Here is a 20,800-nt window from a genome sequence, read left to right as displayed (position 1 = left end):
CGGCGCTCCCCAGCGCCTCAGTCGTTATAATAGCTGCCGTACCGCTTTTCCTGGCCATAGCCATAGCCATAGTCGTCGGCGGTGAGCCCTGCGCTGTAGCGGTTGAGCACCGTGCCGATGCAGGGCGCCGGCGCGAGCAGGCGAAAACTGTCGCGGATCTGCTTTCGCGTCGTCACGCCGTCCTCGACGATCATCAGGAAGGCATCGATCTTCTGACTGATCACCACCGCATCGTCATTCGCGAAAACCGGCGGCAGATCGCACAAGCACAGGCTGTTGTCGGGCAGCTGTCGCATCGCGGCTATCAGCGAATCCATCCGCGTCGAGGCCACCAGCTCGTCGGACGCACCCGCATTGGGATAGCTCGGAAAGATCGTCAGCTGTTCGTTCGGTATCGTCCGTGCCACCTGCCGCAGATCGTTGATCGTTCCGTCCAGGAAATGGGAAACCCCATGCTGCCCGGTCAGGCGGAAATTCTTGGCGATCGTCGATCGCCGCAGGTCGAAATCGAACAAATAGGTGTGCAGGTCGGGCGAGCGGGCCAGCGCCGCCGCGAGGTTGGAGGCGACGAAGCTCTTTCCGACCTTGGGCGTCGGCGAGGTGATGCCGATGATCCGCCAGCCGCGCGAGCGCGCAATGCGCAGCACCTGCGCGCGCAGCAGCGTGAAGGGCCGCGAACGAATATCGCGGCTGTCGAAGCCATAGATTCCGCCCTCGCGCAGTTGCTCGAAGCTGCGGAGCGGCTCCTCGGGGGTTACCGCGGGGAGGGCCTCGTCGATGCCTGGGGTCGTCGGGACGTTCATACCGCCTTTGCCTTGTCGCGTCGGCGGAGAATCCCCCTGCCCGCCTTCGCCTTCTTCCGGCCCCGTCCCCCCTTGCCCTTAGGCTTGAGGGTCGGAATCACCACAAGGGGTCCGACGCCGAGCATCTGCTGCAGCGTGGCCGCGCCGCGAATGGGGCGGCGCATCAATTCCACGAGCAGCGCGAGGCCGAGGCCCATGGCAATTCCCACCGACAGCCCCCCGACGATCAGCAGGCCGCGGTTGGGCGAGTTGGGCTCATCCGGCATCGTCGGGGGATCGACGAGAACGAGCCGCTCCCCGCGCTGTTCTTCGGCCATCTTCTGGGCAGCCTCGGCAGCCAGGAGATTGCCCGATATCCGCTCGTAATTGGCGCGCAGTCCATCGGCCTTGGCCTCGAGCTGGCGAATGCTCTCCTCGATCAGCGGGGCTCCGCTCTGCGCGACGACCGCCGCATTAGCGCGCGACATGTCCGCGGACTTGGCCGTGTTCAGCGAGGCGATCGTCCGGTTGTTCGCTGCAATCTGCGCGCTTATCGCCGGATTATTGCGCGGCCCCATATTGGCCCGGGCGGCGGCCCGCGCCTCGGTCAGCTTCTGCTTTGCGGCGATGACGTCGGGATGGTTGTCCGAAAACAGCGCCTGGGCGGCAGCGAGCGCGGCCTCGGCCTGGGAGACGCGCTCGTCCGCATTGGTGCTCCCGCTGTTGAGCCGTCCCTGAAGCTCGGTGTTCTCGCGCTGCAGTTGCGCGATCTGGACGTCATAATTGGCCGTCGACGGGATAAAGCCCCCGATCCGCGACAGGGCGAGACCGTTACGTCCCTTGATGTCGGCCATCCGCCCTTCCAGCTCGGCGATCTGTCCCTGTATCTGCCCGGCCTGGTCGCGCAGGAAGCCGACCGTCGCATCCGCCTGCGCCGCGAGCTGCGTGCTGTCGAGCTTGAGCAGCTTTTCGGTGAACTGCTGCGTGACGGCCTGTGCCTTGGCTGGGTCCGAATAGGTGAAGGTTACGGCAAAGGCGATCGTGCTGGATGTACCGCGACGCTCGGCGAGCTTGTCGATGTCTGCCGTCACCGGGGTAATGGCCGTCGCCTTGCGCATCATGTCGATGATCGTCGACAGCGAGCGCTTCCGCCTTTCGGCCTGGTAGAGGTCGTTTTGCTGGATGATCTCGATCAGGCCCGGGCGGCTCAATATCTGCTGCTTGATGCGGGCGATGCGCTGGTCGATCAGGTCGTTCACCGCCGTTGCGGCGATCGCTTCGGGCAGCTCCTTGGACTCGACCACGACTGTGGCCGAGGATTGATAGGCAGCGGGCAGGCCATAGGCCAGGCCGATGCCCGTCGCCGTGCTGACGAAGAACGGGATGACGACGAGCCAGCGGCGCTGGGCGAGGATCTGCGGCAGATAGGCGAGTAGCCCGTCCGACAGTTCGACCTCATTCAACGTCGCCGGATCGGCATTTTCATCCATTTCAGCGCTTCGCCAGCTGGATCGTCGCATAGATATCGCCGCCGATATCGGCCTTCACCGGGAAGCCCTGGCCGAAAATGTCGCGATAATAGCCCTCGGCACCGATCCTGAGACCGCGCTTGAACTGCCATTCGAGCCCACCGCGGCCGGAAACGAACTGCCGTGTGTCGAGCAGCCCCGCCTGGCCCTCGCTGCGCGAATAGCTGCCGTTCCACAGGAAGGTGAGCCGCTCGTTCAGCGTGTGCCGATAATTGACCCCGACCTGCGTGCGCTCGACGGTGCTGCCCGCACCCGACGCGCTGACAGACCGGTCGGCGACCAGGCAGAGATTGGTACGGCGGCCGGTGTGGCACAGCTGAAGCGAGCCCGCGAGCCCGCTCGTATTGATCGATGGAGCGATGCCGGGAAGATTGAGCTTGCTGAACGACATGCCCAATGACGCATCGACCGTCCAGGTCGGGCTGAGTACCGTCGAGAAGGTCAGCTGCGGCTGCATGATCAGCGTGTTCAGCCCCGCCGTGTCGTAATCGATGCGGTAGATCGAACCGCTGACGCCGACCTTGGTCTTCGCGTTGATCGCGTGCTTCCAACCGACGCGGCCGCCATAGTTGTTGGAATCGGCGCCTCCCGGACCGTTGGCGAAGCGGGTGGCGGTAAAGCCGCCATCGGCGCTGATCTGGTCCTTGGGGGTGGCCTGATATTGCCAGCCGCCGCTGGCCGCATAGGTGTTGGACCGGCGGCGAAGGCCGATCAGGTTCACGTCGGGCGCGTCGATCGGGTCGCCGGTCACGTCGTCCCGCCCCTGGCCGATCACCTCGCTGTCGTAGCGCAGCGCACCGAACACCGTCAGCTTGGTCGTGACCCGCTGCTGCGTGGTAAGTTCGGCGCCGTAAGCGTCGTTCTTGCCATAATTGCTCAGATAGCCGGTCCGGTCGAAATGCCCGGTGGCAGAGGTCTGCCCCTTGGCGGTCTGGATCGTCAGCCGGGGCGCCACCGACGTCTCGATATAGGTCGCCGAGACATCGCTGCCGGCGGACAGGAAGGGATTGGCATCATAGCCGAGGCGATAATCGGTCTCGATCGAGAAGCTCGTCTTGGCGAGCACCGGCGTCGCTGCTCCCGTTACCAGTATCGCCCCCAACAGCGCGACCCTGCCCCCCCAGCGGCTCATGGAACGACCACCGTATCGCCGCTCTGCAATTCGATGATCGCGCCGCGCAAGTCGGTCTGCGACGGAGAACCCTTCATCGCCGTGTCGAGTCTGACGTCGATCACCTGGATCTGTGCCCCCTGCTTCCTGTAGATTTTCACCTTGCTCAGATCGGCGAATTCGGTCGGCCCCCCGGCCACGCTGATCGCCTCGAGCACGTTGACATAATGGCCCGGCTGGAACGCCCCCGGCTGCCGTACCTTCCCGGCAACCGAAAAGCTCAACCCGCTCGGATTCTTGACCGAGACCGTCACACGCGGGACGCTGTTGCGATATTGGTCCGACAGGCCGGCGGCGATCACGCCCTCGAGGTCCGTGGGCAGCTTGTTGAGCGCGTCGATCCGTCCCACCAGCGGAAAGGAAACGCTGCCATCCGGCAGGACCTTCAGCACGCGCTGGAGACGTTCATCGCCCCACACGTAGATTTCGATCTCGTCGCCCGGATTGATCCGATAAGGCTTCAGAGCCCCTGGCGAAGGCGCCGATACCGCAGCCGAACCGGTCAGGGCGGAGACGGCATCAGCGGTCTGCGCCGGCGCTGCCGAGGCGACCGGCAGGGCGGCCAGCCCAACGACGAAGGCGATCGTGCGGCCTGACCCCTTCACGCTGCGCCTATCCTGCACGTCATAGTCTTTCGTCGCTCCCTGGTCCGCTGCCCCCCGCGGATCCGAACCCCCGGCAATCCTATGACAAGTGCCTCAAAATCCTGCCGGACGAAATATAAAAAGCCGAAAAAGCCTCGCACTTTGCACAAGCTAACATTTGGCCGGCTCCCTGGCGCGGGTCGCTGCTAGACGGCCGCCAGCCCAAGTACCGGTAAATACCTGCGGGGGATGTGGTGCGGGCGGGGGGAATCGAACCCCCACAGGTCTCGCGACCTTACGGATTTTCATACCACTTCGGCTTTCGCCGCCGCCCCGGAGAGCGTTCGTGGTCTGGACTATACCTTCGCCCTGTCCGCACGCAGATGCCCGCGCGCGGATGTAGGCGCTGCCCGTCTAGTCTCTACACCTTCCGGCGCAGCGCGCCGGCTTGGCTCGGGATCGCCAGGAAGAAGGGTTCCCCGAATTTGAGCAGTTCTGCACCGCGGGTTTCCCTGCGGGCACTCGATGTGACTTCAAGTCCGTTGCGTCTACCAGTTTCGCCACGCCCGCAGCATGGAGCGCGCTGAATAGCCAGCGGGCGCCGAGGCGCCAAGAGCGTTTCGTATCGCGATCAGACGTTGAGCCGCTCGCGCATCTCTTTGCCGGGCTTGAAATAGGGAACCCGCTTGGCCGACACGGGCACCGTGTCGCCGGTACGCGGGTTGCGTCCCACCCGCTCGCTTCGCGAGCGCGTCGAAAAGGCACCGAACCCGCGCAGTTCCACCCGGCCGCCCTCGGCCAGCCGCTTGCTGATGGCATCGAACAGCGTGGAAACGATCTTCTCGACCTCCTTGGGCGAAAGATCCGGATTCTCCTGCGCCAACATCTGAACCAATTCCGACCTGATCACAAAGCGACCCCCTTCGACATCATGGCCACGCCGGCAAATGTTGTTTTGGCAGCAACCGCCGTCGGCTTCGGCGAATCCTCCCCCAACGAGGTCCGCCACGAGAGCATCTATGTATAAAAACGGCGGCGAATCAATCGAAGTTAAGGGCACGGGCGCGAATGCACCTCCGTTCAGCCTTGCGACAGACCCTGCACCGCAATAGATCATCGACGCTCGCCGAGAACCGTCAGCAGAGGTCCGGCGTATCGAAAGGGTCACAGATGCTTCTTCGCTCGGTCATTGCCTCGATCGCCACTCTGACCATTGCGACCGCCGCCAGCGCCGCGCCACTGCCGAAACCGCCCGCGTTCGGCGTCTGCGGCGCCTGCCACAAGGTCGACAAGGGCGCGCCGAACGGCATCGGCCCGAATCTCTGGGGCATCGGCGGCACGAAGGCCGGTGACGTCCCGGGCTTCGCCTTCTCGCCGGCAATGAAAGCGTCGAAGGTCGTGTGGACGCGCGACAATCTGATCGCTTTCATCCAGCAGCCGCAGAAGGTGGTGCCAGGAACGCGCATGCCGTTCGGCGGACTCAAGAATCCGACGATGGCCGCCCAGATCGCCGACTATATCCTGTCGCTGAAATAAGCGGGGCACGGCAGGGCGACCGACATCGTCCTGCCGACCCATCCGCCTAATTCGTCCCGGCTTTACTAGGAGTAAGCCGGACGAGATCCATTTTCGCGAGCTTGCCCGCTACCAGCGCCACGGCATGCCCATCCAGCTTCATCGCCTTGCCGAGTTCGGCAAGCGACAGCGACCGCGCCGCCAGGATTTCCAGCATTTTGCGCGCCTGGTCGCCCGGCAGCTCTATATGCGCGAACAAAATCTCGCCCAGCACCTTCGAGCGCATGTCCCCGGACATATCCGGCACCAGCGAAACGATCGTGTCCGGCCTCATCAGATGCGTCGGATAGGTCTGGAACAGGTGATATCCGTCCAGACTGCCCGGGTGCATCGCCGGTCGTGACGGAATCTTGGCCGACAAGATGCCCTTGCTGCGTCGCTGAGTCTGTTCGCCCCACAATTCGACGTAACGGCGATAGATCCCGGCCCAGTCATAGTCCTGTTCCGCGCGGCTTCGCCCAGCGTCGCCCATCCGGCGGCGGAGGTCCGGATCGTTCACCAGCGTTTCCAGCCGGTCGGCCAATTCCTGATGGTCAAAGGATATGGCTGCCGCGACACGGCCGCAGAAATGCTCATAGGCCTTGTCCACCTCGAAGCGCTGGGCGAGTTCGGCCCCGGCACCGGGGCCCGGCGCCCAGCTGGTAATCCGGAAACCATCCACGCCCTGACGCACTGTATCCTTGTAGCCGTTCCAGTCGCTGACGATCACGGGGAGCGCGGCCGCCATCGCCTCGAGCGGAGTGATCCCGAACGTTTCCTGCACATTATCGGCCAGCGACATGAAAATGTCGGCCGCCTGAAATGCACCGAAATATTGGTCGTCGTCTGCGCCATCGACGAAGATATGCCGCGCGGAAGGCGCATATTTTCCGGCAGCCGCGCGGACCGCTTCATCGGCCGACGTGGTGGCGGACTGCCCCGCCTGGACAAGCACGAGGCGCTTGCCGGTTCGCCGGATCGCGGCCTCAACGGCGCGATACATGGGATAGGGATGCGCCTTCGTCGCGAAGGACAGACGCCCGGCGTAAAGCACCACCACCTCGTCGTCCGACAGGCCCAGCCGCGATCGCGCCGCAGCCCGTCGCGACGTGGACGGCGCAAACATGTCCGCGTGGACGCCCAGCGGAATCACCGGGAACATCGGCAGATCCGGGCGGACATCGGCACCCATGCGCCAGCGATGATAATCGATCGCCGCCTCGATCGACGTGCGGACGACGTCGAGCGCCGCAGTGGACGTGCAGATCAGCGCGTCCCACTCCATCAGTGGCTCGGTGACATAGCCCGTCATGATCTCCTGCGCGCGCAGCGAGGAAAGGGTGTGGGTTATCCCGCACAGGCTGTAAGCAAGCGGGTTGTCGCGCAACCGCAGACGCGCGTCCGTGCCCAGGCCGGGGTCCAGCCGGAACAGCGTTCCGACCTGTGCAAGCTGGTCCGTCCGGTTGCCCGCGATCCACTGGATCTGACGGCCGGGCGTCACCGCATCGATCGCTTTGGCGATCTCGGCCGCACCCGCGCGCTTGCCACCGTAGAGAATGAAGGGCTGTTCGGGCGGCATGGCTTCGACCGCGGCGCGGAGAAAGGCTGCGCCAGCGGCGCGGCGCCCCATCATCGTCCGCCCTTCGGTCAGATAGGCATCGGGTTCGCAGGTGAAGGCTATACGCATGGCGGCTCCTTGCACGCGCGCGCCGCGCAAGGTCAATCCATGGGCGCGATCGAACATGCCGAGAGGCACAGACCAGGCTCTTAGGACCGGCTCAGAAAAAGGTTTCGAGGGAAGATGGTGGAGGGGGCTGGATTCGAACCAGCGTACGCTTGCACGGGCAGATTTACAGTCTGCTGCCTTTAACCACTCGGCCACCCCTCCGGAGGCGCCTGAAGCGAGGCGGCTCCATGGCGTCTCGCAGCGACGCTGTCAACGCCCGCTGCGCAAAAATCTCGCCTTTCGGCATGCTTGCATGAACCGCTGCCTGATCGCTAAGGCAATGCCATGCGCAGAGGCCACCGCCCATCCCAGTCCCCGTCGAACCGTCCCCGCTTCTGGGGTCGTCATGCCGTCACAGCGGCACTCGCCAATCCGCAACGGACGGTGAAAAGGCTGTGGGGTACGCGCGAGGCCGTCGCCGCGCTCGACCTGCCGTCGTCGCTACCCGTCACCTTTGCCGACGTCGCCGATCTCGGCCGACTGGTGCCGCATGACGCGCCGCATCAGGGGCTGGTGATCGAGGTCGATCCGCTGCCCGAAATCTGGCTCGGCGATCTGCTCGACGAGGGGCGCGACGACCGCCGGCCGCTGATCGTCCTCGATCAGGTCACCGATCCGCACAATGTCGGCGCGGTGCTTCGCTCCGCCGCGGCATTCGATGCGCTCGGCATCATTACCCAGGATCGTCACGCCCCGCCCGAATCGGGCGCGCTGGCGCGCGCGGCGTCAGGGGCGCTGGAGCTGGTGCCCTGGGTCCGCGTCGTCAACCTCGCGCGCGCGCTCGAAGAAATTGCCGAAGCCGGATTCTGGCGGGTCGGCCTGACCGGCCATGCCAAGGCGACGCTGGGCGACGTGATGGGCAATGCCCGCATCGCGGTCGTGCTGGGAGCAGAGGGCGAAGGCATGCGCCAGAACACCGAGGCGCATTGCGACGAGCTGGCGAAGCTGCCGATCAGTCCGCGCGTCGAGAGTCTGAACATCTCCAACGCGGCCGCGATCGCGCTCTACGCGATCGCCACGCGAGGCTGAGGCGGGCCGCCGTAAAGCGCGGCGCCGGTGCTCAACGCAGCAAGAAACGGGAGGACCGGGCGACGCCCGGTCCCCAACAGATCAATCCTCGGGTGCGATGGTGACCGTCAGGCCGTCGAGCTCGTCGCTCATCGCGATCTGGCACGACAGGCGCGAACGCTCGTCGCGATGATCGCTGCTGTCGAGCAGGTCGTTCTCGTCATCGCTCATCTCGGGAAGGACGCCGACAAATGCCGGATCGACATAGACATGACAGGTGGCGCAGGAGCAGCAACCGCCGCAGAGCGCCAGAAGCTCGTCGATTCCCGCGTCGCGGATGACTTCCATGACCGACAGGCCGGCCTCGGCATCGAGCACCGACTCTTCACCCTCGCGCGTGACGACAACCAACTTGGGCATTAGCACTCCCCCGACAATATGACTGCGGATTTGGCGCGGCTATGTCGCGCAACCCTAGCGAAATCAAGAGCAGGAACCGAAATGAGCCTTTCCGCGGTGCAATTGCAACAAGGCCTGGATGCACTGGCGGCGCTGGAGCCCGCCTTTGCCCGGATGATCGCCGCGATAGGCTATCCCGAACCGCGCATCCGCGAGCGCGGCTATCAGACGCTGTTGCGCACGATCGTCGGGCAACAGGTCAGCGTCGCGGCCGCCAACGCGATCTGGTCGAAGCTTGAAACCGTTGTCGGTGGAGGTCTCGCTCCGGAGCGCGTCGCAGCGGCGTCGGACGAGATGCTGCGCCTCGCCGGTCTGTCGCGTCAGAAGGTTGCCTATGCACGCAGCCTTGCCGAGCATGTGGCCGACGGCCGGATCGACTTCACGCGGCTCCCCGAGGAGGACGAGGAAGCGATTGCCCAGATGACAGCGATCAAGGGCATTGGGCGCTGGTCGGCGGAAATCTACCTTTTGTTCGCCGAGGGGCGCCCCGATATCTGGCCCGCCGGCGACCTCGCCGTACAGATAGAGACCGGCCGCCTGCTCGGCCTGCCGGAGCGCCCGTCGGAACGCGAGACCCGGCGACTGGCCGAGGCCTGGCGTCCGCACCGTGGCGCGGCGGCCATCTTCACCTGGCACAGCTATTCCGCGCGCGCCGCGTCAGTGAAACAGCCACTCTGACCACGATCAGAAGGCCAGCCGCGCCGCCAGCGTGAAAGCCGTATCGCTGTAGCCGCTCTCTTCGCGCCGATCGCCGGCTAGCGACACGAGAAATCCGGGTGTCCGGAAGCTCAAGCCTGCCCCCGCCTGCACCGAGCTTCCCCCGAGCCGGGCACTGGTCATGTCGAAGGCACTGCCCCCCGCCAGAAACTGTGCCGACAGCGCCGATACGGATCGGTCGAGTTGCAGCGAATATCCTCCGCGCAGATTGAAACCAATCGCCTGCTCCTCGCCCAGCGGCACGTCATAGCCGACAGCCAGTCGGACGTTTTCCAGCAGCGCCTTATCGGTGCGCCCACGGACCGAAAGGTCGAGGTCGCCGCCACCGCTCATCGTGTAGCCGCCCTGACGAAGCCGCGTATAGGAAAGGCTGTTCGATGGCTCGATGGAGAAGCGACCGAGAGAAAAGCGTGCGCCGACCACGGCATCGCTCGACAGGATCTTTCCTGACCAGCGCGAAGATTGGGTCGCCAATATGTCGCCGATGGTAATCTCGCGCTGAAAATCATAGCTGGTCCAGCCATAGCCGGCCGAAAGCTGGGCGAAAAAGGGCCCGCCGTGCCAACCGGCATAGACGTCGACCAGCTTCGAGTTCACGCTGAACGGCTTGTTCGACACTGCTGTCATGCCGTCGATCCGGACGTCGTCCCAGGCGAAGGTGGATGCCAATCCGACAGTGAGCGAGCGGGTAAGCGCATAATCCGCACCGAAGGATAATGTATAGCGATCGCTCTCGAAGCCGGGATCGTCGAGTTTATCCCGCTGCCGCAGCAGGTTCGCGCTTTGCTGAATCCAGGGCGTGAAGCCGATCGCGTCGGATTCGCGCCACGGTTCCATGGCCGCCAGCGTATCGAGCCGCCCCCGTACCGCACCGCTGGCGCCGGCCGTGACGGCCTGCGCCAGCCGGATCGGCATCGACCCATAGCCGGCGGGAATGATCTGGCGATAGGCCGCCCGCACCGATGCCTGGTCGGGCAGGTTGGCGATGGTCCGGAAGGTGGTACCGTTGCCGAACGCGACCATCGACTGGTCGAACAGGGCGGCAACACCGGGCGCGAAACCGGCCTCGCTTCCGGTGCGCTGGTGAAGCGTGATGCTCAAAGTCCCGTTGCTGATCCCATAGTCGCTGAGCGTGTAGAGATAAGGCAGCGAATCCTGGCTGATCAGGGTCGAGAGATGGTCGGTGGCAATTCCCCCGCCCGCCGTCAGCACCTGAATCGGTGCGGAACCGGGCTGATCGGTAATGTAGAGGCTGATCCGACTGTCTCCCAGGAAGCTGGCCGTTCCGGTCACGTTCACGCCCAGACTGCCAGTGGCGATCGGAATGACGAGCTGCGAACTGCCGGAGGCCGACAGGGACGACAGCAGCGGGGCTGACGTCCCGAGGTCGAGCGTCGCGCTGTCGCTCAGGGTCACCGCCAATGTCCCACCGGTGCCGATGGTGAGGCTGTTGGTGAAGCTGGTCGTGCCCGACAGCGACAACAGGTTGTCGCCGCTGCCGAAGGCGATGGCCCCCGTCAGCTTTCCCGAACTGGCGCTATAGGTCGAATCGCCCGATCCGAAGCGTATGTCGCCGATGATGTTTCCGCTGTTGGAGACGGTCACCGCCTGCGTTCCGGCGCTCAGATCGATCGCGACAGCCTCCGCACCACTCGCCGAAATCGTTCCGCTGTTGACGATCGATCCGATCGTGCCGCCTTCGTCCAGAATTGCCGTCGCGCTCCCGCTGTCAGCGCTGCTGGTGATTGCACCGATGGCGCCACTGTTTACGAGCCGGTTCACCGTAGAGCCCGCACGCAGGACGATGGCCTGCGCGACCGATGTCACATCGCTTTCCACGGTCGAATCGGTGGCCGTGATCGATCCCTGATTGACGATTTCCGGCACCGTCGCTGCCGAGCCCACTTCGAGGGCGATGGCGGTTGCCGCGCGCACCGATGCGGTGATCGTCCCGTTGCTCTGGTTGATCAGCCCACCCTCGACGGAGACTGCCGCGTCATCGGTCCCGGCGATACGGACGCTCGTCACCGAATAGCCATATTCGGTTCCGGCCCCACTGATCGCCGAACGGTTCACGATACCATAGCCATCATCGGTACCATTCTCCCCGACCGCAGAGATCAGAATGTCGGTGGTACTGCCCTCGACCGGGGTCACCAGCAGGGCGGTGCTTCCGTTCGTTCCAACGAGCGCACCGGCGATCAGCGTGTCCGAGCTCGACACAGCCGTGTCGCCTACACGCTCGCCTGCCGAGCTTTCATAATAGCGGTCGTTGACGAAGCCGCCCGTCACATCTGCCGAGATCTGCACGACCGTGCCGGAAGCCGCGTAGATGCTCACGGTGTTGCCGTCGCTGTCCGTCCCGGTACCCGACGACTGGCCTGCACTGACGGTCCCCTGCACCGTCAGCGTGCCGTCCAGCGGGGCCGCGATGAGCACGCCCGTGGCGTTGGCCGCCGAAGCATAGCTGCTGCCATCCAGCGTGATGTCGCCTGTTACGGGGGCATAGATTCCCAATGCGACCGAGTCGGCGCCGGTGACGATCAGGTTGCTGAGGCCGATGTCTCCCACCAGAGGCGCCTCGATCGAAACGGCGTGCGAATTCGTGCCGCCGACCGTGACGCTGCCATCGGTCGAGCCGAGCAGCGATCCGGTGAACAGGTCGCCCACGATGCGGATGCCATAATTGTCGCTGCCCTCGGACCCCGTGACACTGATGGTCCCGTCATTGGTAATCGTCGCGGACCGTCCGCCGGAAGCGTCGACCAGAAGCGCAGTGGCTCCCGTCGAGGCGCTGGAACCGATAGTCCCCTCGTTCGTGACGCTGTTGTCGCTGTTGACGAGGACCGCCGGCCCCTCGTCCTCTACGATGATCGACCCGGCGCTAGTGACGCTGATGTCGCCCGCGCTGTCGTTCGCGGCACTCGCGGTGGTGACCGCCGTCGTCCGCGCGGACGAAACGCTTAGCGGATCGGCCTGCGCCGAGGCAGCGCTCAAACCCGCTGCAAGCGCGGCGAGCCCCAATCCCGCCGATCGCCTGCGGTCGTGGATGGCGACGGGACGGCGGGGCAAACGATCGGGCATGAAAAATCCTCTGCTGGGGCGGTGGGACACCGCTTAGGCAGAGGAGGTTTCAGGCAATTTCCGAACGATGTCGGACGCGACACATCACCGCTACAAAGCGGCTACATATCGTGAAATGCGCCCATTTCTATCCGCGCAGCCGCGCCCCCTGTTTGGCGGCGGCAGCGACGATGCGCTCGGAGATTCCCTGCAGATCGGCATCGGTGAAGCTCTTGTCCGACGGCTGCAGCACCACTTCGATCGCCACCGACTTCTCGCCTTCGGCAACGCCCTGGCCTTGGAAGACGTCGAACAGCCGCGCATCGACGATCGCCGCCTTGTCGGCGCCACGCACCGCACGCAGCAGATCGTCGCCGGCTTTGTCCGCCGCCATGAGGAAGGCGAAGTCGCGCCTTACCGGCTGGAGCGGCGGCGGTGCATAGGCGTCGCGCATATGATCGCTTCCGCCGCGCTTTGCGGGCACTGCGTCGAGAAAGATCTCCCCCGCCACGACGACGCCATCGATGTCGAACGCCTTGGCGATCGCAGGATGAAGTTCGCCAAACTCGGCCAGCACGGTCTTGGGGCCGAGACGCAGCGAGCCAGAGCGGCCCGGGTGATAGATGCCGCTCGCCTGCGCTTCGTACAGCTGGACCCGGTCGACCGGAGCACCGATCGCGCCGAGCAACGCGACGGCCTCCGCCTTGGCGTCGAAGGCGTCGAAAGGCTGGGCCTTGCCCGTACGCCAGTCGCGTGCCGCGCGGTCACCAGCAAGCAGGAAGCCGAGAGTCAGACCCTCGCTACCCGCCAGATAGCGGCGGCCGATCTCGAACAGGCGGATGCTTCCCGCACCCCGATCGGCGTTGCGGCGCGCGGCGGCGATCAGCCCCGGCAGCAGCGACGGCCGCATGACCTTGAGATCCTCGCTGATCGGGTTCGCGAGCGTCCAGGCGCCGCCACCGAAGGGCGCTGCCTCGGCCTCGCTGATGAAGCTCCAGGTGACGGCCTCGTTCAGGCCACGCGCCGCAGCGGTGCGGCGCGCACGGCGCTCGACCTTCTGGAGCAGGGTCGCCGTCGGACGGGCCACACCCTCGGCACGCGGCAGCGGCGTCGATGGAATGTTGTCGATGCCGACGATCCGGACGACTTCCTCGACCAGGTCGGCCGGGCCATCGACGTCGCGGCGCCAGCTCGGTACCGACACATTCCAGACCGCGTCGATCCCGAAGCCCAGCGAGGTGAGGATGGAACGCTGGCGATCGACCTCGACATGCAGGCCGGCGAGCTTCTCGGTGAGCGTCGGATCATAGCGCAGCGCCTTGGTCCCCGATGGCGGCGTGCCCGCCTCGACGACCTGCGTCGGCGTCCCACCGCACAGCTCGACCACCAGCTTGGTGGCGATCGCAAGGCCATTGGCGAGGAACTGCGGATCGACGCCGCGTTCGAACCGGGTGCGCGCGTCCGAGGTGATGCCCAGCTTCTGGCCGGTGCGAGCGACCGCCTCCGGCGTGAAATAGGCGCATTCGATCAGCACGTCGGTGGTCGCGCCGGTGACCCCGGTCTTCTCCCCGCCCATGATCCCGGCAATGTCGTCAGCACCGTTGGCGTCGGCGATGACCGTCATCGTCTCGTCGAGCGTGTAGCTCTTCTCGTTCAGGGCCAGCACCTGTTCGCCGGGCTTCGCCTTGCGCGCCACCAGCGGGCCTTGCAGCTTCGCGAGGTCATAGACATGCAGCGGGCGGCCATGGTCGAGCATCACATAGTTGGTGATGTCCACCAGCGCCGAGATCGGCCGCTGTCCGACCGCCTTCAGCCGCTTGGCCATCCATTCGGGACTGTCGCCGTTGACGACGCCGCGCACCACGCGACCGAAGAAGGCCGGACAGCCCTCTGGGTCGTCGGTGCGGATCTCGATCGGGCATTCGCCCTGCCCGGCGATGCTCGGTATGTTGAGCGGCTTGAGCGTGCCGAGGCCGGCTGCGGCCAGATCGCGGGCGACGCCGCGCACGCCCATGCAGTCCTGCCGGTTCGGCGTGATCGCGATGTCGATCACCGGATCGGCGAGGCCGGCCCAGTCGACATAGACCGCGCCAACCGGTGCATCGGCTGGCAGTTCGATGATGCCGTCATGCGACTCGCCAAGTTCCAGCTCGCGCATCGAGCACATCATGCCGCGCGATTCGACCCCGCGGATCGCCGCGATCTTCAACGTCACGTCCAGGCCGGGCACATAGTCGCCCGGTTGCCCGAGCACGCCGACCAGACCTGCGCGCGCGTTCGGCGCGCCGCAGACGACCTGCAGCGGCGCGTCCTGTCCGACATCGACCGACAGGATCTGCAGCTTGTCAGCCTGCGGGTGCGGCGCGGCGCTCAGCACGCGTGCGATGCGAAACGCACCCAGCTTCTCGGTCGGGTCCTCGACACCCTCGACCTCGAGGCCGACCTTGGTCAGACCGTCGACGATCGCCGACAGGCTCGCTTCGGTCTCGAGGTGCTCCTTGAGCCAGCTCAGGGTGAACTTCATGCGCCCACTCCTCCCGACAGCGTGGGTACGTCGAGGGCCGCAAAGCCATAATGTTTGAGCCAGCGCAGGTCGCCGTCGAAGAAGGCGCGCAAATCGTCCATCCCATATTTGAGCATCGCCAGCCGGTCGATGCCGCAGCCAAAGGCAAAGCCCTGCCACTCGTCCGGATCGAGGCCGCACGCCGCGATCACGCGCGGGTGGACCATGCCGGAGCCGAGAATCTCCATCCAGCCGCCATTGGCCGCGGACGGATCGCCACCGATCACGCGGCGGCCCTTTTCCCAGGTGAAGCCGACATCGACCTCGGCCGACGGTTCGGTGAAGGGGAAGAAGCTCGGCCGCAGGCGCAGCACGATATCGTCGCGCTCGAAGAAGGCCTTCACGAAGGTCTCCAGCGTCCACTTCAGATGGCCCATGTGGATGCCGCGATCGATCACCAGACCTTCAACCTGATGGAACATCGGCGTGTGGGTCGCATCGGAATCGGAACGATAGGTGCGGCCGGGCGCGATGATGCGGATCGGCGGTTCCTGCGTCATCATCGTCCGGATCTGGACCGGCGAGGTGTGCGTGCGCAGCAGCATCTTCCGCCCGTCCTCGCCGTCAGGGAAGTAGAAGGTGTCGTGCATCGCCCGCGCCGGATGGGTCTCGGGGATGTTGAGCGCGGTGAAATTGTGCCAGTCGTCCTCGATCTCGGGGCCGGTCGCCACGGCAAATCCGAGGTCGGCGAAGATCTCGGCGAGTTCGTCCATGACCTGCGCGACCGGGTGGACCGAGCCCTGCGATCCTGCGGACACCGGCAGGCTCATGTCGAGTTTTTCGGTGGCGAGCCGCGCCTCGAGTGCGGCGCTTTCAAGCGCAGCCTTGCGGTCGGCGATCGCAGCGGTGACGGCCTCACGCAACGCATGGATGCGCGGCCCTTCGGCCTGACGCTGTTCGGGAGTCATCCCGCCGAGCGTCTTGAGCAGCGCGGTGATCGTCCCCGACTTGCCCAGCGTCCGCACGCGAATCGCCTCCAGATCGGCCAGCGTCGCCGCCGATGCGATCTCCGAAAGCGACTGATCCTGTTCGTTTGTCACTGACCCACCCTTGTCATTCCCGCGGAGGCGGGAATCCATATTCTCTAACGCTTCGGGATGGCAGGACCGAGGCCAAGGCCTTCTGCCAGATCATCCCAACCAGGATTGGACGCCTCGATCAGATTGAGCTTCCAGTCCCGCCGCCATTTCTTGAGCTGCTTCTCCCGCGTGATCGCGGAGATCATGTCGTCGAAGCACTCATAATGTACGAGGCGCGAGACCCCGTAGCGGCTGGAGAAGCCTTTGATCAAGCTTTCCCGGTGCTGATGCACCCGCCCAAGCAGATCGGAGGTCACTCCGATGTAGAGCGTGCCATGTCTTGCACTGGCGAGAATGTAGACGGCCGGCTGCTTCTCCATCCGCCTCCTCTCCCGTCATCCGCGCGCAGGCGGGGATCCACACGCCGGCACCGCAAGAGGCTCAGGCTTCACAGCATATAGATTCCCGCCTGCGCGGGAATGACGAAATGGGGAAAGAATCCGACGCCCCCGTGCATTGCCGGGTCGGTCAGCCCTCGGTCCGGTTCGATGCCGTCCAGCTTCGACCCATGCCTGCCACCGCCCAGAATGCAGCCCCCGGCAGCTTGTCCATCGCCCCCTCCCGTCATCCCCGCGTAGGCGGGGATCCATAACCTCCGAACCGCAAGAGGCTCGGACGTCAACGCATAGGGATTCCCGCCTTCGCGGAAATGACGGGTGTTGACGGAAGACGACGCGCTCGACCCAAAACAAAAAGGGCGCGGTGACCTTCGCCACCGCGCCCCTTCTGGTTCATGTCCGAAGACTTACGCCGCGACGCGGGCGTCTTCGGGGAGAGCGGCCTTCGCCTGGGCGATGATGCCCTTGAAAGCCTCGCCCTCGTGCATCGCGAGGTCGGCCAGGACCTTCCGGTCCAGTTCGACGCCGGCCAGCTTCAGCCCATGCATGAAGACGCCATAGGTCAGGCCCTCGGCGCGGACCGCAGCGTTGATACGCTGGATCCACAGCGCGCGGAACGAGCGCTTCTTAACCTTGCGGTCGCGATAGGCATATTGCCCGGCCTTTTCGACGGCCTGGCGAGCGATGCGGATGGTGTTCTTACGGCGGCCATAATAACCCTTCGCCGCGCCAAGAATGCGCTTATGCTTGGCGTGGGTGGTCGTACCGCGCTTGACGCGTGCCATTTAGCGGTCCTCCCTCAGTTCAGGCCGTACGGGGCCCACAGCTTCACCCGCACCGTATCGGCGTCGGCGAGAACAGTGGTGCCGCGATTGGTGCGGATATATTTGGAATTGTGGCTGATCAGCCGGTGACGCTTGCCGGCGACGCCGTGCTTCACCTTGCCGGTGGCCGTGAGCTTGAAGCGCTTTTTGACGCCGCTCTTGGTCTTGAGTTTGGGCATTTTCGTCTCCTGATGTGCGACGTTTGGGGACAGCCACGGCAGCCCATACAGCCGGGCCGTCCATCAAATCGCGGAAGCGCGGGCCTATAATCAGCGCAGGCACGGAATGCAAGCCGGATAGCGCTCCGGCTTGGAGGGCTCGTACCGGCCAGGGAACCACGGCTTCCGATCGACGGTTCTAGCTGGTCATGGTTTCCGATCCCAGCCCCGAGGCAGACCCCGCGCCAGCCCCGCGCACCGAACGCCGGACGCCTGCCGAACGGCATCGGAGCAGGCTTCGCATCGCGCGGACGGCCGCCCGCGTGCTTGGCGCGATCCTCCTCCTGATCGTACTCGCCTGGCTGGTCCTCTACATCACCAAGGGCCGCTTCCTGAAGCGCCCGTTCGAATCGCTCGCCAGCAGCGCCAGTGGTCGGACGGTGAAGGTCGCGGGCGACTTCCAGCTCTATTTCGACATCATCGACACGCGCTTTCTCGCCGAAGGGCTCACCCTGTCCAATCCGGCCTGGGCAGCGCGGCCCAATTTCTTCGAGGCGCGCCACATTTCCGCACGGATCGAGACCATCGCGCTGATCTTCGGCAAGCGCCGGGCGGAATGGCTCATACTCGATGGCGGCAAAGTGGATGCCGAGTGGGACGGCCAACGCCGGAACACATGGACCTTCGGCGATCCGGACAAGAAGGGCGAGCCGTTCCAATGGCCGGTCATCGGGCGGGCGAAAGTCACGAACACCGAAGTTCGATTCGTCGATCCGCAACTCTATCTGAAGACCGACATCAAGGTTGGCGACATCGCGGCGGGCGGCGAGCGCATCGATGGCCGCGTGCCCTTCACCGGCACCGGCACGCTCAGAAACCGTCCCTTCACCGTCGATGGCTCGATCCTGTCGCCCAATGCGACCGTCCGCTTCGGCCCGACGCTTTTCGAGATGCACGCCCGGCAGGGCCAGACCCGCATGGATGTCGACGGCCGGCTTCCCGCCGCGACCCAGATAGAAGGATCCGACCTGAACCTGAAGGTGCGCGGTCCCAATATCCGGCTGCTGTTCGATCTCCTGGGCGTCGCGGCGCCCGACACCCGCGCCTATGCCTTCACGTCGAAGCTGACCAAAGTCGGTGGCGAGTGGCGCTTTACCCGGCTCAACGGGCGCTACGGCGCGAGCGACCTGCATGGCCGCATGACGATCAGCCTGCCCAAGGATCGCGTGTTCATCGATGCGGCGCTGGAGTCCAATCTGGTCGACATCATCGATGTCGGCCCGTTCATCGGCTATGATCCGCAGGCGCTGGCGACGAAGGGGGTACAGGCGGCGGTCAAGCAGGCAGGTTCCACTCCGCACCTTCTGCCGGATGCGCCGCTGCGGATCGAATCCATCCGGGGCTTCGACGCCCATATCCTCTACAAGGTGAAGGATTTCCGGAACCCGAAATTCCCGATCAGCAATGTCAGCCTGGTCTTCGATCTCGACAAGAGCCTGCTCAGGCTGTCGCCCTTCAGCTTCGACATCGCCGGCGGCCATCTTGGCTCCGACATCGTCATCGACGCGCGCAATCCCGCCGTCGTGACCGATTACGACATTCGCCTCTCGCCGACACCGATGGGCAAGCTGCTCGCCGGCTTCGGGGTATCCGACAATGGCACCACCGGCACCGTCAAGGCACGGATCAAGCTGCGCGGCACCGGCGACACGCTGCGCGATTCGCTGGGGACGTCGAATGGCCGTATCGCCTTCATTCTGCCGAAGGGCACCTTCTGGACCCAATATGTCCAGCTGTCCGAGTTCGACATCGGCACCTTCGTCCAGAAGATGTTCGAGGACAAACTCAAGAAGCCGGTGGAGATCAACTGCGGCCTGATCGCCTTCACCGTCCGCAACGGCGTGGCGGCCGCCGATCCCGTGCTCATCGACACGAGCAAGAATGTGATGGTCGCCAAGGGCGGCTTCAGCTTCAAGGACGAGTCGCTGGACATGAACTTCCGCGCGGACAGCAAGAAGTTCAGCCTGTTCTCCGGACAGTCTCCGGTCGGCATCAAGGGCTATTTCGCCCAGCCCGGCATCGACGTGATCAGCCCCGAGCTTCTGGCACGTGGCGGCACGGCTATTGCGCTGGGCGCGGTTGCCACGCCCTTTGCGGCGCTGTTGGCCTTCGTCGACCCGGGCGACGCCAAGGCCGCCGCCTGCGGCCCGATCCTCGACGGCGCGCGCGCCAGCGCGATGCGCACCGCCAAGGGCAAGGCGCGCAAGGACATCGGCAATGAGCGCGACAATGCGAAACAGGCCGGCGACCGGAAACAGCCCAAATCGCTGGCCAAGTCGCTGATAGATTGACGCCGTTACGCGCGCCTCAGTTCAGATGCGCGGCTATCGCCTCGATCAGGCGTGCGTCACCGGCGGCGATGACCTCGCCGGGGCTGTCGGCGTCGAGGGGCCGGCCCTGCCAGTCGGTCATCCGCCCGCCCGCGCCTTCGACGACGGGAATCAGCGCGGCGAAATCATAGAGCTTGAGCCCCGATTCGATCACTGCATCGAGATGGCCCGACGCGACCAGCCCGTAGTTATGGCAGTCGCCGCCCCAGAGCGTGTCCCCCGCCGCAGCACTCGCTCGCAGAAAGCGATCGAGGTCACCCGCGGGGAAGGCCGCCGGTGAGGTGGTGCCGATATGCGCCGCGTCGAGCCGCGCGCAGCTTCGGGTGGTGGCGACGGCGCCGTTGAACAGGGTCGGCTTGCCCGCCGCGCCGACCCAGCGGTCACCGATGATCGGCTGGTCGATCACGCCCAGAACCGGCCGGTTTGCCTCCACCAGCGCGATCAGCGTCCCGAACAGCGGGCGTCCGGCAACGAAGGCGCGCGTGCCGTCAATAGGGTCGAGCACCCAGACCCGCTCGGCATCCTCGCGCTCGCGCCCATATTCCTCCCCGATAATCCCGTCCTGCGGCCGCTCGACCGCCAGAATCGCCCGCATCGCCGCCTCCGACGCGCGATCGGCCTCGGTCACGGGCGACGCATCGGCCTTGGTCTCACGGTCGAACCGTGCGCGGAAGAAGGGGCGAATGGCGGCACCGGCCGCCTCGGCCAGCCGCTCGGCAAGGCGGATATCGTCTTCGGTCATGACAGCGACCTAAACCCGGAGCGGGCAGGACGGAAGCGCTTTGCACGCAGGAGAGCCGTCTGCCGGGCTTCAAAGGCGCGATGCCTCCTGCGCATCGCGGTGGCCCATTCCGA

18 protein-coding genes and 1 tRNA gene are annotated in these 20,800 nt (G+C 65.2%); 4 read left to right on the top strand and 15 right to left on the bottom strand.

Features of this window, described 5'->3' with window-relative positions; translation table 11 throughout:
• Positions 1–17: 17 nt before the first annotated feature.
• From G6P88_RS14870 to G6P88_RS14850, 5 genes are all read right to left on the bottom strand, one after another.
• Positions 18–803: a CpsD/CapB family tyrosine-protein kinase gene (locus G6P88_RS14870; RefSeq protein WP_165323866.1), complete on the bottom strand. Its 786-nt coding sequence runs from the start codon at positions 801–803 to the stop codon at positions 18–20.
• Complete coding sequence (locus G6P88_RS14865; RefSeq protein WP_165323865.1) at positions 800–2,272, bottom strand: GumC family protein; 1,473 nt, start codon at positions 2,270–2,272, stop codon at positions 800–802. The genes G6P88_RS14870 and G6P88_RS14865 overlap by 4 nt, the downstream gene beginning before the upstream one ends.
• A gap of 1 nt (position 2,273) precedes the next feature.
• Complete coding sequence (locus G6P88_RS14860; protein ID WP_165323864.1) at positions 2,274–3,443, bottom strand: porin family protein; 1,170 nt, start codon at positions 3,441–3,443, stop codon at positions 2,274–2,276.
• Entirely contained in the window at positions 3,440–4,087 is a 648-nt protein-coding gene (locus tag G6P88_RS14855) for a polysaccharide biosynthesis/export family protein (RefSeq protein ID WP_226946580.1), read from the bottom strand. Before G6P88_RS14855 ends, G6P88_RS14860 begins: the two co-directional genes overlap by 4 nt.
• A gap of 610 nt (positions 4,088–4,697) precedes the next feature.
• On the bottom strand, positions 4,698–4,976 hold the full coding sequence (locus tag G6P88_RS14850) for an integration host factor subunit beta (RefSeq protein ID WP_165325214.1): 279 nt from the start codon (positions 4,974–4,976) through the stop codon (positions 4,698–4,700).
• Between the two features lie 260 nt (positions 4,977–5,236).
• Here G6P88_RS14850 and G6P88_RS14845 point away from each other — a divergent pair, with 260 nt between their 5' ends.
• Complete coding sequence (locus G6P88_RS14845; RefSeq protein ID WP_165323862.1) at positions 5,237–5,602, top strand: c-type cytochrome; 366 nt, start codon at positions 5,237–5,239, stop codon at positions 5,600–5,602.
• Positions 5,603–5,648: 46 nt separating this feature from the next.
• Here the strand turns inward: G6P88_RS14845 and G6P88_RS14840 are convergent, their stop codons facing one another.
• Together G6P88_RS14840 and G6P88_RS14835 are read right to left on the bottom strand one after the other, a co-directional pair.
• Positions 5,649–7,307 (bottom strand): glycosyltransferase family 4 protein, encoded by a 1,659-nt coding sequence (locus G6P88_RS14840; protein WP_165323861.1) that lies wholly within the window; start codon positions 7,305–7,307, stop codon positions 5,649–5,651.
• Between the two features lie 115 nt (positions 7,308–7,422).
• A tRNA-Tyr gene (locus G6P88_RS14835) sits at positions 7,423–7,508 on the bottom strand.
• Between the two features lie 123 nt (positions 7,509–7,631).
• On the opposite strand from G6P88_RS14835, the gene rlmB reads away from it, so the two are divergent.
• Complete coding sequence (rlmB, locus tag G6P88_RS14830; RefSeq protein ID WP_165323860.1) at positions 7,632–8,375, top strand: 23S rRNA (guanosine(2251)-2'-O)-methyltransferase RlmB; 744 nt, start codon at positions 7,632–7,634, stop codon at positions 8,373–8,375.
• 81 nt (positions 8,376–8,456) lie between these two features.
• On the opposite strand, the gene G6P88_RS14825 is transcribed toward rlmB, so the two are convergent.
• Positions 8,457–8,774, bottom strand: a complete 318-nt coding sequence (locus tag G6P88_RS14825) for a 2Fe-2S iron-sulfur cluster-binding protein (RefSeq protein ID WP_165323859.1) — start codon at positions 8,772–8,774, stop codon at positions 8,457–8,459.
• A gap of 81 nt (positions 8,775–8,855) precedes the next feature.
• On the opposite strand from G6P88_RS14825, the gene G6P88_RS14820 reads away from it, so the two are divergent.
• Positions 8,856–9,491: a DNA-3-methyladenine glycosylase family protein gene (locus G6P88_RS14820; RefSeq protein WP_165323858.1), complete on the top strand. Its 636-nt coding sequence runs from the start codon at positions 8,856–8,858 to the stop codon at positions 9,489–9,491.
• A gap of 6 nt (positions 9,492–9,497) precedes the next feature.
• On the opposite strand, the gene G6P88_RS14815 is transcribed toward G6P88_RS14820, so the two are convergent.
• From G6P88_RS14815 to rpmI, 6 genes are all read right to left on the bottom strand, one after another.
• Positions 9,498–12,614, bottom strand: coding sequence for an autotransporter outer membrane beta-barrel domain-containing protein (locus G6P88_RS14815; protein WP_165323857.1), 3,117 nt, complete (start codon positions 12,612–12,614; stop codon positions 9,498–9,500).
• 127 nt (positions 12,615–12,741) lie between these two features.
• On the bottom strand, positions 12,742–15,117 hold the full coding sequence (gene pheT / locus G6P88_RS14810) for a phenylalanine--tRNA ligase subunit beta (protein WP_165323856.1): 2,376 nt from the start codon (positions 15,115–15,117) through the stop codon (positions 12,742–12,744).
• Positions 15,114–16,196 carry a phenylalanine--tRNA ligase subunit alpha gene (gene pheS, locus G6P88_RS14805; protein ID WP_165323855.1) on the bottom strand — a complete coding sequence of 361 codons (1,083 nt, stop codon included), beginning with the start codon at positions 16,194–16,196 and terminating at the stop codon, positions 15,114–15,116. The genes pheT and pheS overlap by 4 nt, the downstream gene beginning before the upstream one ends.
• A 44-nt stretch (positions 16,197–16,240) precedes the next feature.
• Positions 16,241–16,555: a GIY-YIG nuclease family protein gene (locus G6P88_RS14800; RefSeq protein WP_165323854.1), complete on the bottom strand. Its 315-nt coding sequence runs from the start codon at positions 16,553–16,555 to the stop codon at positions 16,241–16,243.
• Positions 16,556–16,980: 425 nt separating this feature from the next.
• On the bottom strand, positions 16,981–17,358 hold the full coding sequence (gene rplT, locus G6P88_RS14795; protein ID WP_165323853.1) for a 50S ribosomal protein L20: 378 nt from the start codon (positions 17,356–17,358) through the stop codon (positions 16,981–16,983).
• 14 nt (positions 17,359–17,372) lie between these two features.
• Positions 17,373–17,576 (bottom strand): 50S ribosomal protein L35, encoded by a 204-nt coding sequence (rpmI, locus tag G6P88_RS14790; RefSeq protein ID WP_165323852.1) that lies wholly within the window; start codon positions 17,574–17,576, stop codon positions 17,373–17,375.
• Positions 17,577–17,764: 188 nt separating this feature from the next.
• Between rpmI and G6P88_RS14785 the strand changes: the two genes are divergently transcribed.
• Positions 17,765–19,906, top strand: a complete 2,142-nt coding sequence (locus tag G6P88_RS14785; RefSeq protein ID WP_165323851.1) for an AsmA family protein — start codon at positions 17,765–17,767, stop codon at positions 19,904–19,906.
• A 16-nt stretch (positions 19,907–19,922) separates the two neighbouring features.
• On the opposite strand, the gene hisN is transcribed toward G6P88_RS14785, so the two are convergent.
• Positions 19,923–20,687 (bottom strand): histidinol-phosphatase, encoded by a 765-nt coding sequence (hisN, locus tag G6P88_RS14780; RefSeq protein ID WP_165323850.1) that lies wholly within the window; start codon positions 20,685–20,687, stop codon positions 19,923–19,925.
• Between the last annotated feature and the right edge of the window lie 113 nt (positions 20,688–20,800).

The organism is Rhizorhabdus phycosphaerae, assembly GCF_011044255.1.
Lineage (GTDB): Bacteria > Pseudomonadota > Alphaproteobacteria > Sphingomonadales > Sphingomonadaceae > Rhizorhabdus > Rhizorhabdus phycosphaerae.
This window is presented reverse-complemented; position numbering and strand designations above follow the sequence as displayed.

Excerpts from the sequence above, each read along its gene's own strand:
- G6P88_RS14870 (WP_165323866.1), bottom strand. The coding sequence starts at position 803 with ATGAACGTCCCGACGACCCCAGGCATCGACGAGGCCCTCCCCGCGGTA.
- G6P88_RS14865 (WP_165323865.1), bottom strand. The coding sequence starts at position 2,272 with ATGGATGAAAATGCCGATCCGGCGACGTTGAATGAGGTCGAACTGTCG.
- G6P88_RS14860 (WP_165323864.1), bottom strand. The coding sequence starts at position 3,443 with ATGAGCCGCTGGGGGGGCAGGGTCGCGCTGTTGGGGGCGATACTGGTA.
- G6P88_RS14845 (WP_165323862.1), top strand. The coding sequence starts at position 5,237 with ATGCTTCTTCGCTCGGTCATTGCCTCGATCGCCACTCTGACCATTGCG.
- G6P88_RS14840 (WP_165323861.1), bottom strand. The coding sequence starts at position 7,307 with ATGCGTATAGCCTTCACCTGCGAACCCGATGCCTATCTGACCGAAGGG.
- rlmB (WP_165323860.1), top strand. The coding sequence starts at position 7,632 with ATGCGCAGAGGCCACCGCCCATCCCAGTCCCCGTCGAACCGTCCCCGC.
- G6P88_RS14825 (WP_165323859.1), bottom strand. The coding sequence starts at position 8,774 with ATGCCCAAGTTGGTTGTCGTCACGCGCGAGGGTGAAGAGTCGGTGCTC.
- G6P88_RS14820 (WP_165323858.1), top strand. The coding sequence starts at position 8,856 with ATGAGCCTTTCCGCGGTGCAATTGCAACAAGGCCTGGATGCACTGGCG.
- G6P88_RS14815 (WP_165323857.1), bottom strand. The coding sequence starts at position 12,614 with ATGCCCGATCGTTTGCCCCGCCGTCCCGTCGCCATCCACGACCGCAGG.
- pheT (WP_165323856.1), bottom strand. The coding sequence starts at position 15,117 with ATGAAGTTCACCCTGAGCTGGCTCAAGGAGCACCTCGAGACCGAAGCG.
- G6P88_RS14800 (WP_165323854.1), bottom strand. The coding sequence starts at position 16,555 with ATGGAGAAGCAGCCGGCCGTCTACATTCTCGCCAGTGCAAGACATGGC.
- rplT (WP_165323853.1), bottom strand. The coding sequence starts at position 17,358 with ATGGCACGCGTCAAGCGCGGTACGACCACCCACGCCAAGCATAAGCGC.
- rpmI (WP_165323852.1), bottom strand. The coding sequence starts at position 17,576 with ATGCCCAAACTCAAGACCAAGAGCGGCGTCAAAAAGCGCTTCAAGCTC.
- G6P88_RS14785 (WP_165323851.1), top strand. The coding sequence starts at position 17,765 with ATGGTTTCCGATCCCAGCCCCGAGGCAGACCCCGCGCCAGCCCCGCGC.
- hisN (WP_165323850.1), bottom strand. The coding sequence starts at position 20,687 with ATGACCGAAGACGATATCCGCCTTGCCGAGCGGCTGGCCGAGGCGGCC.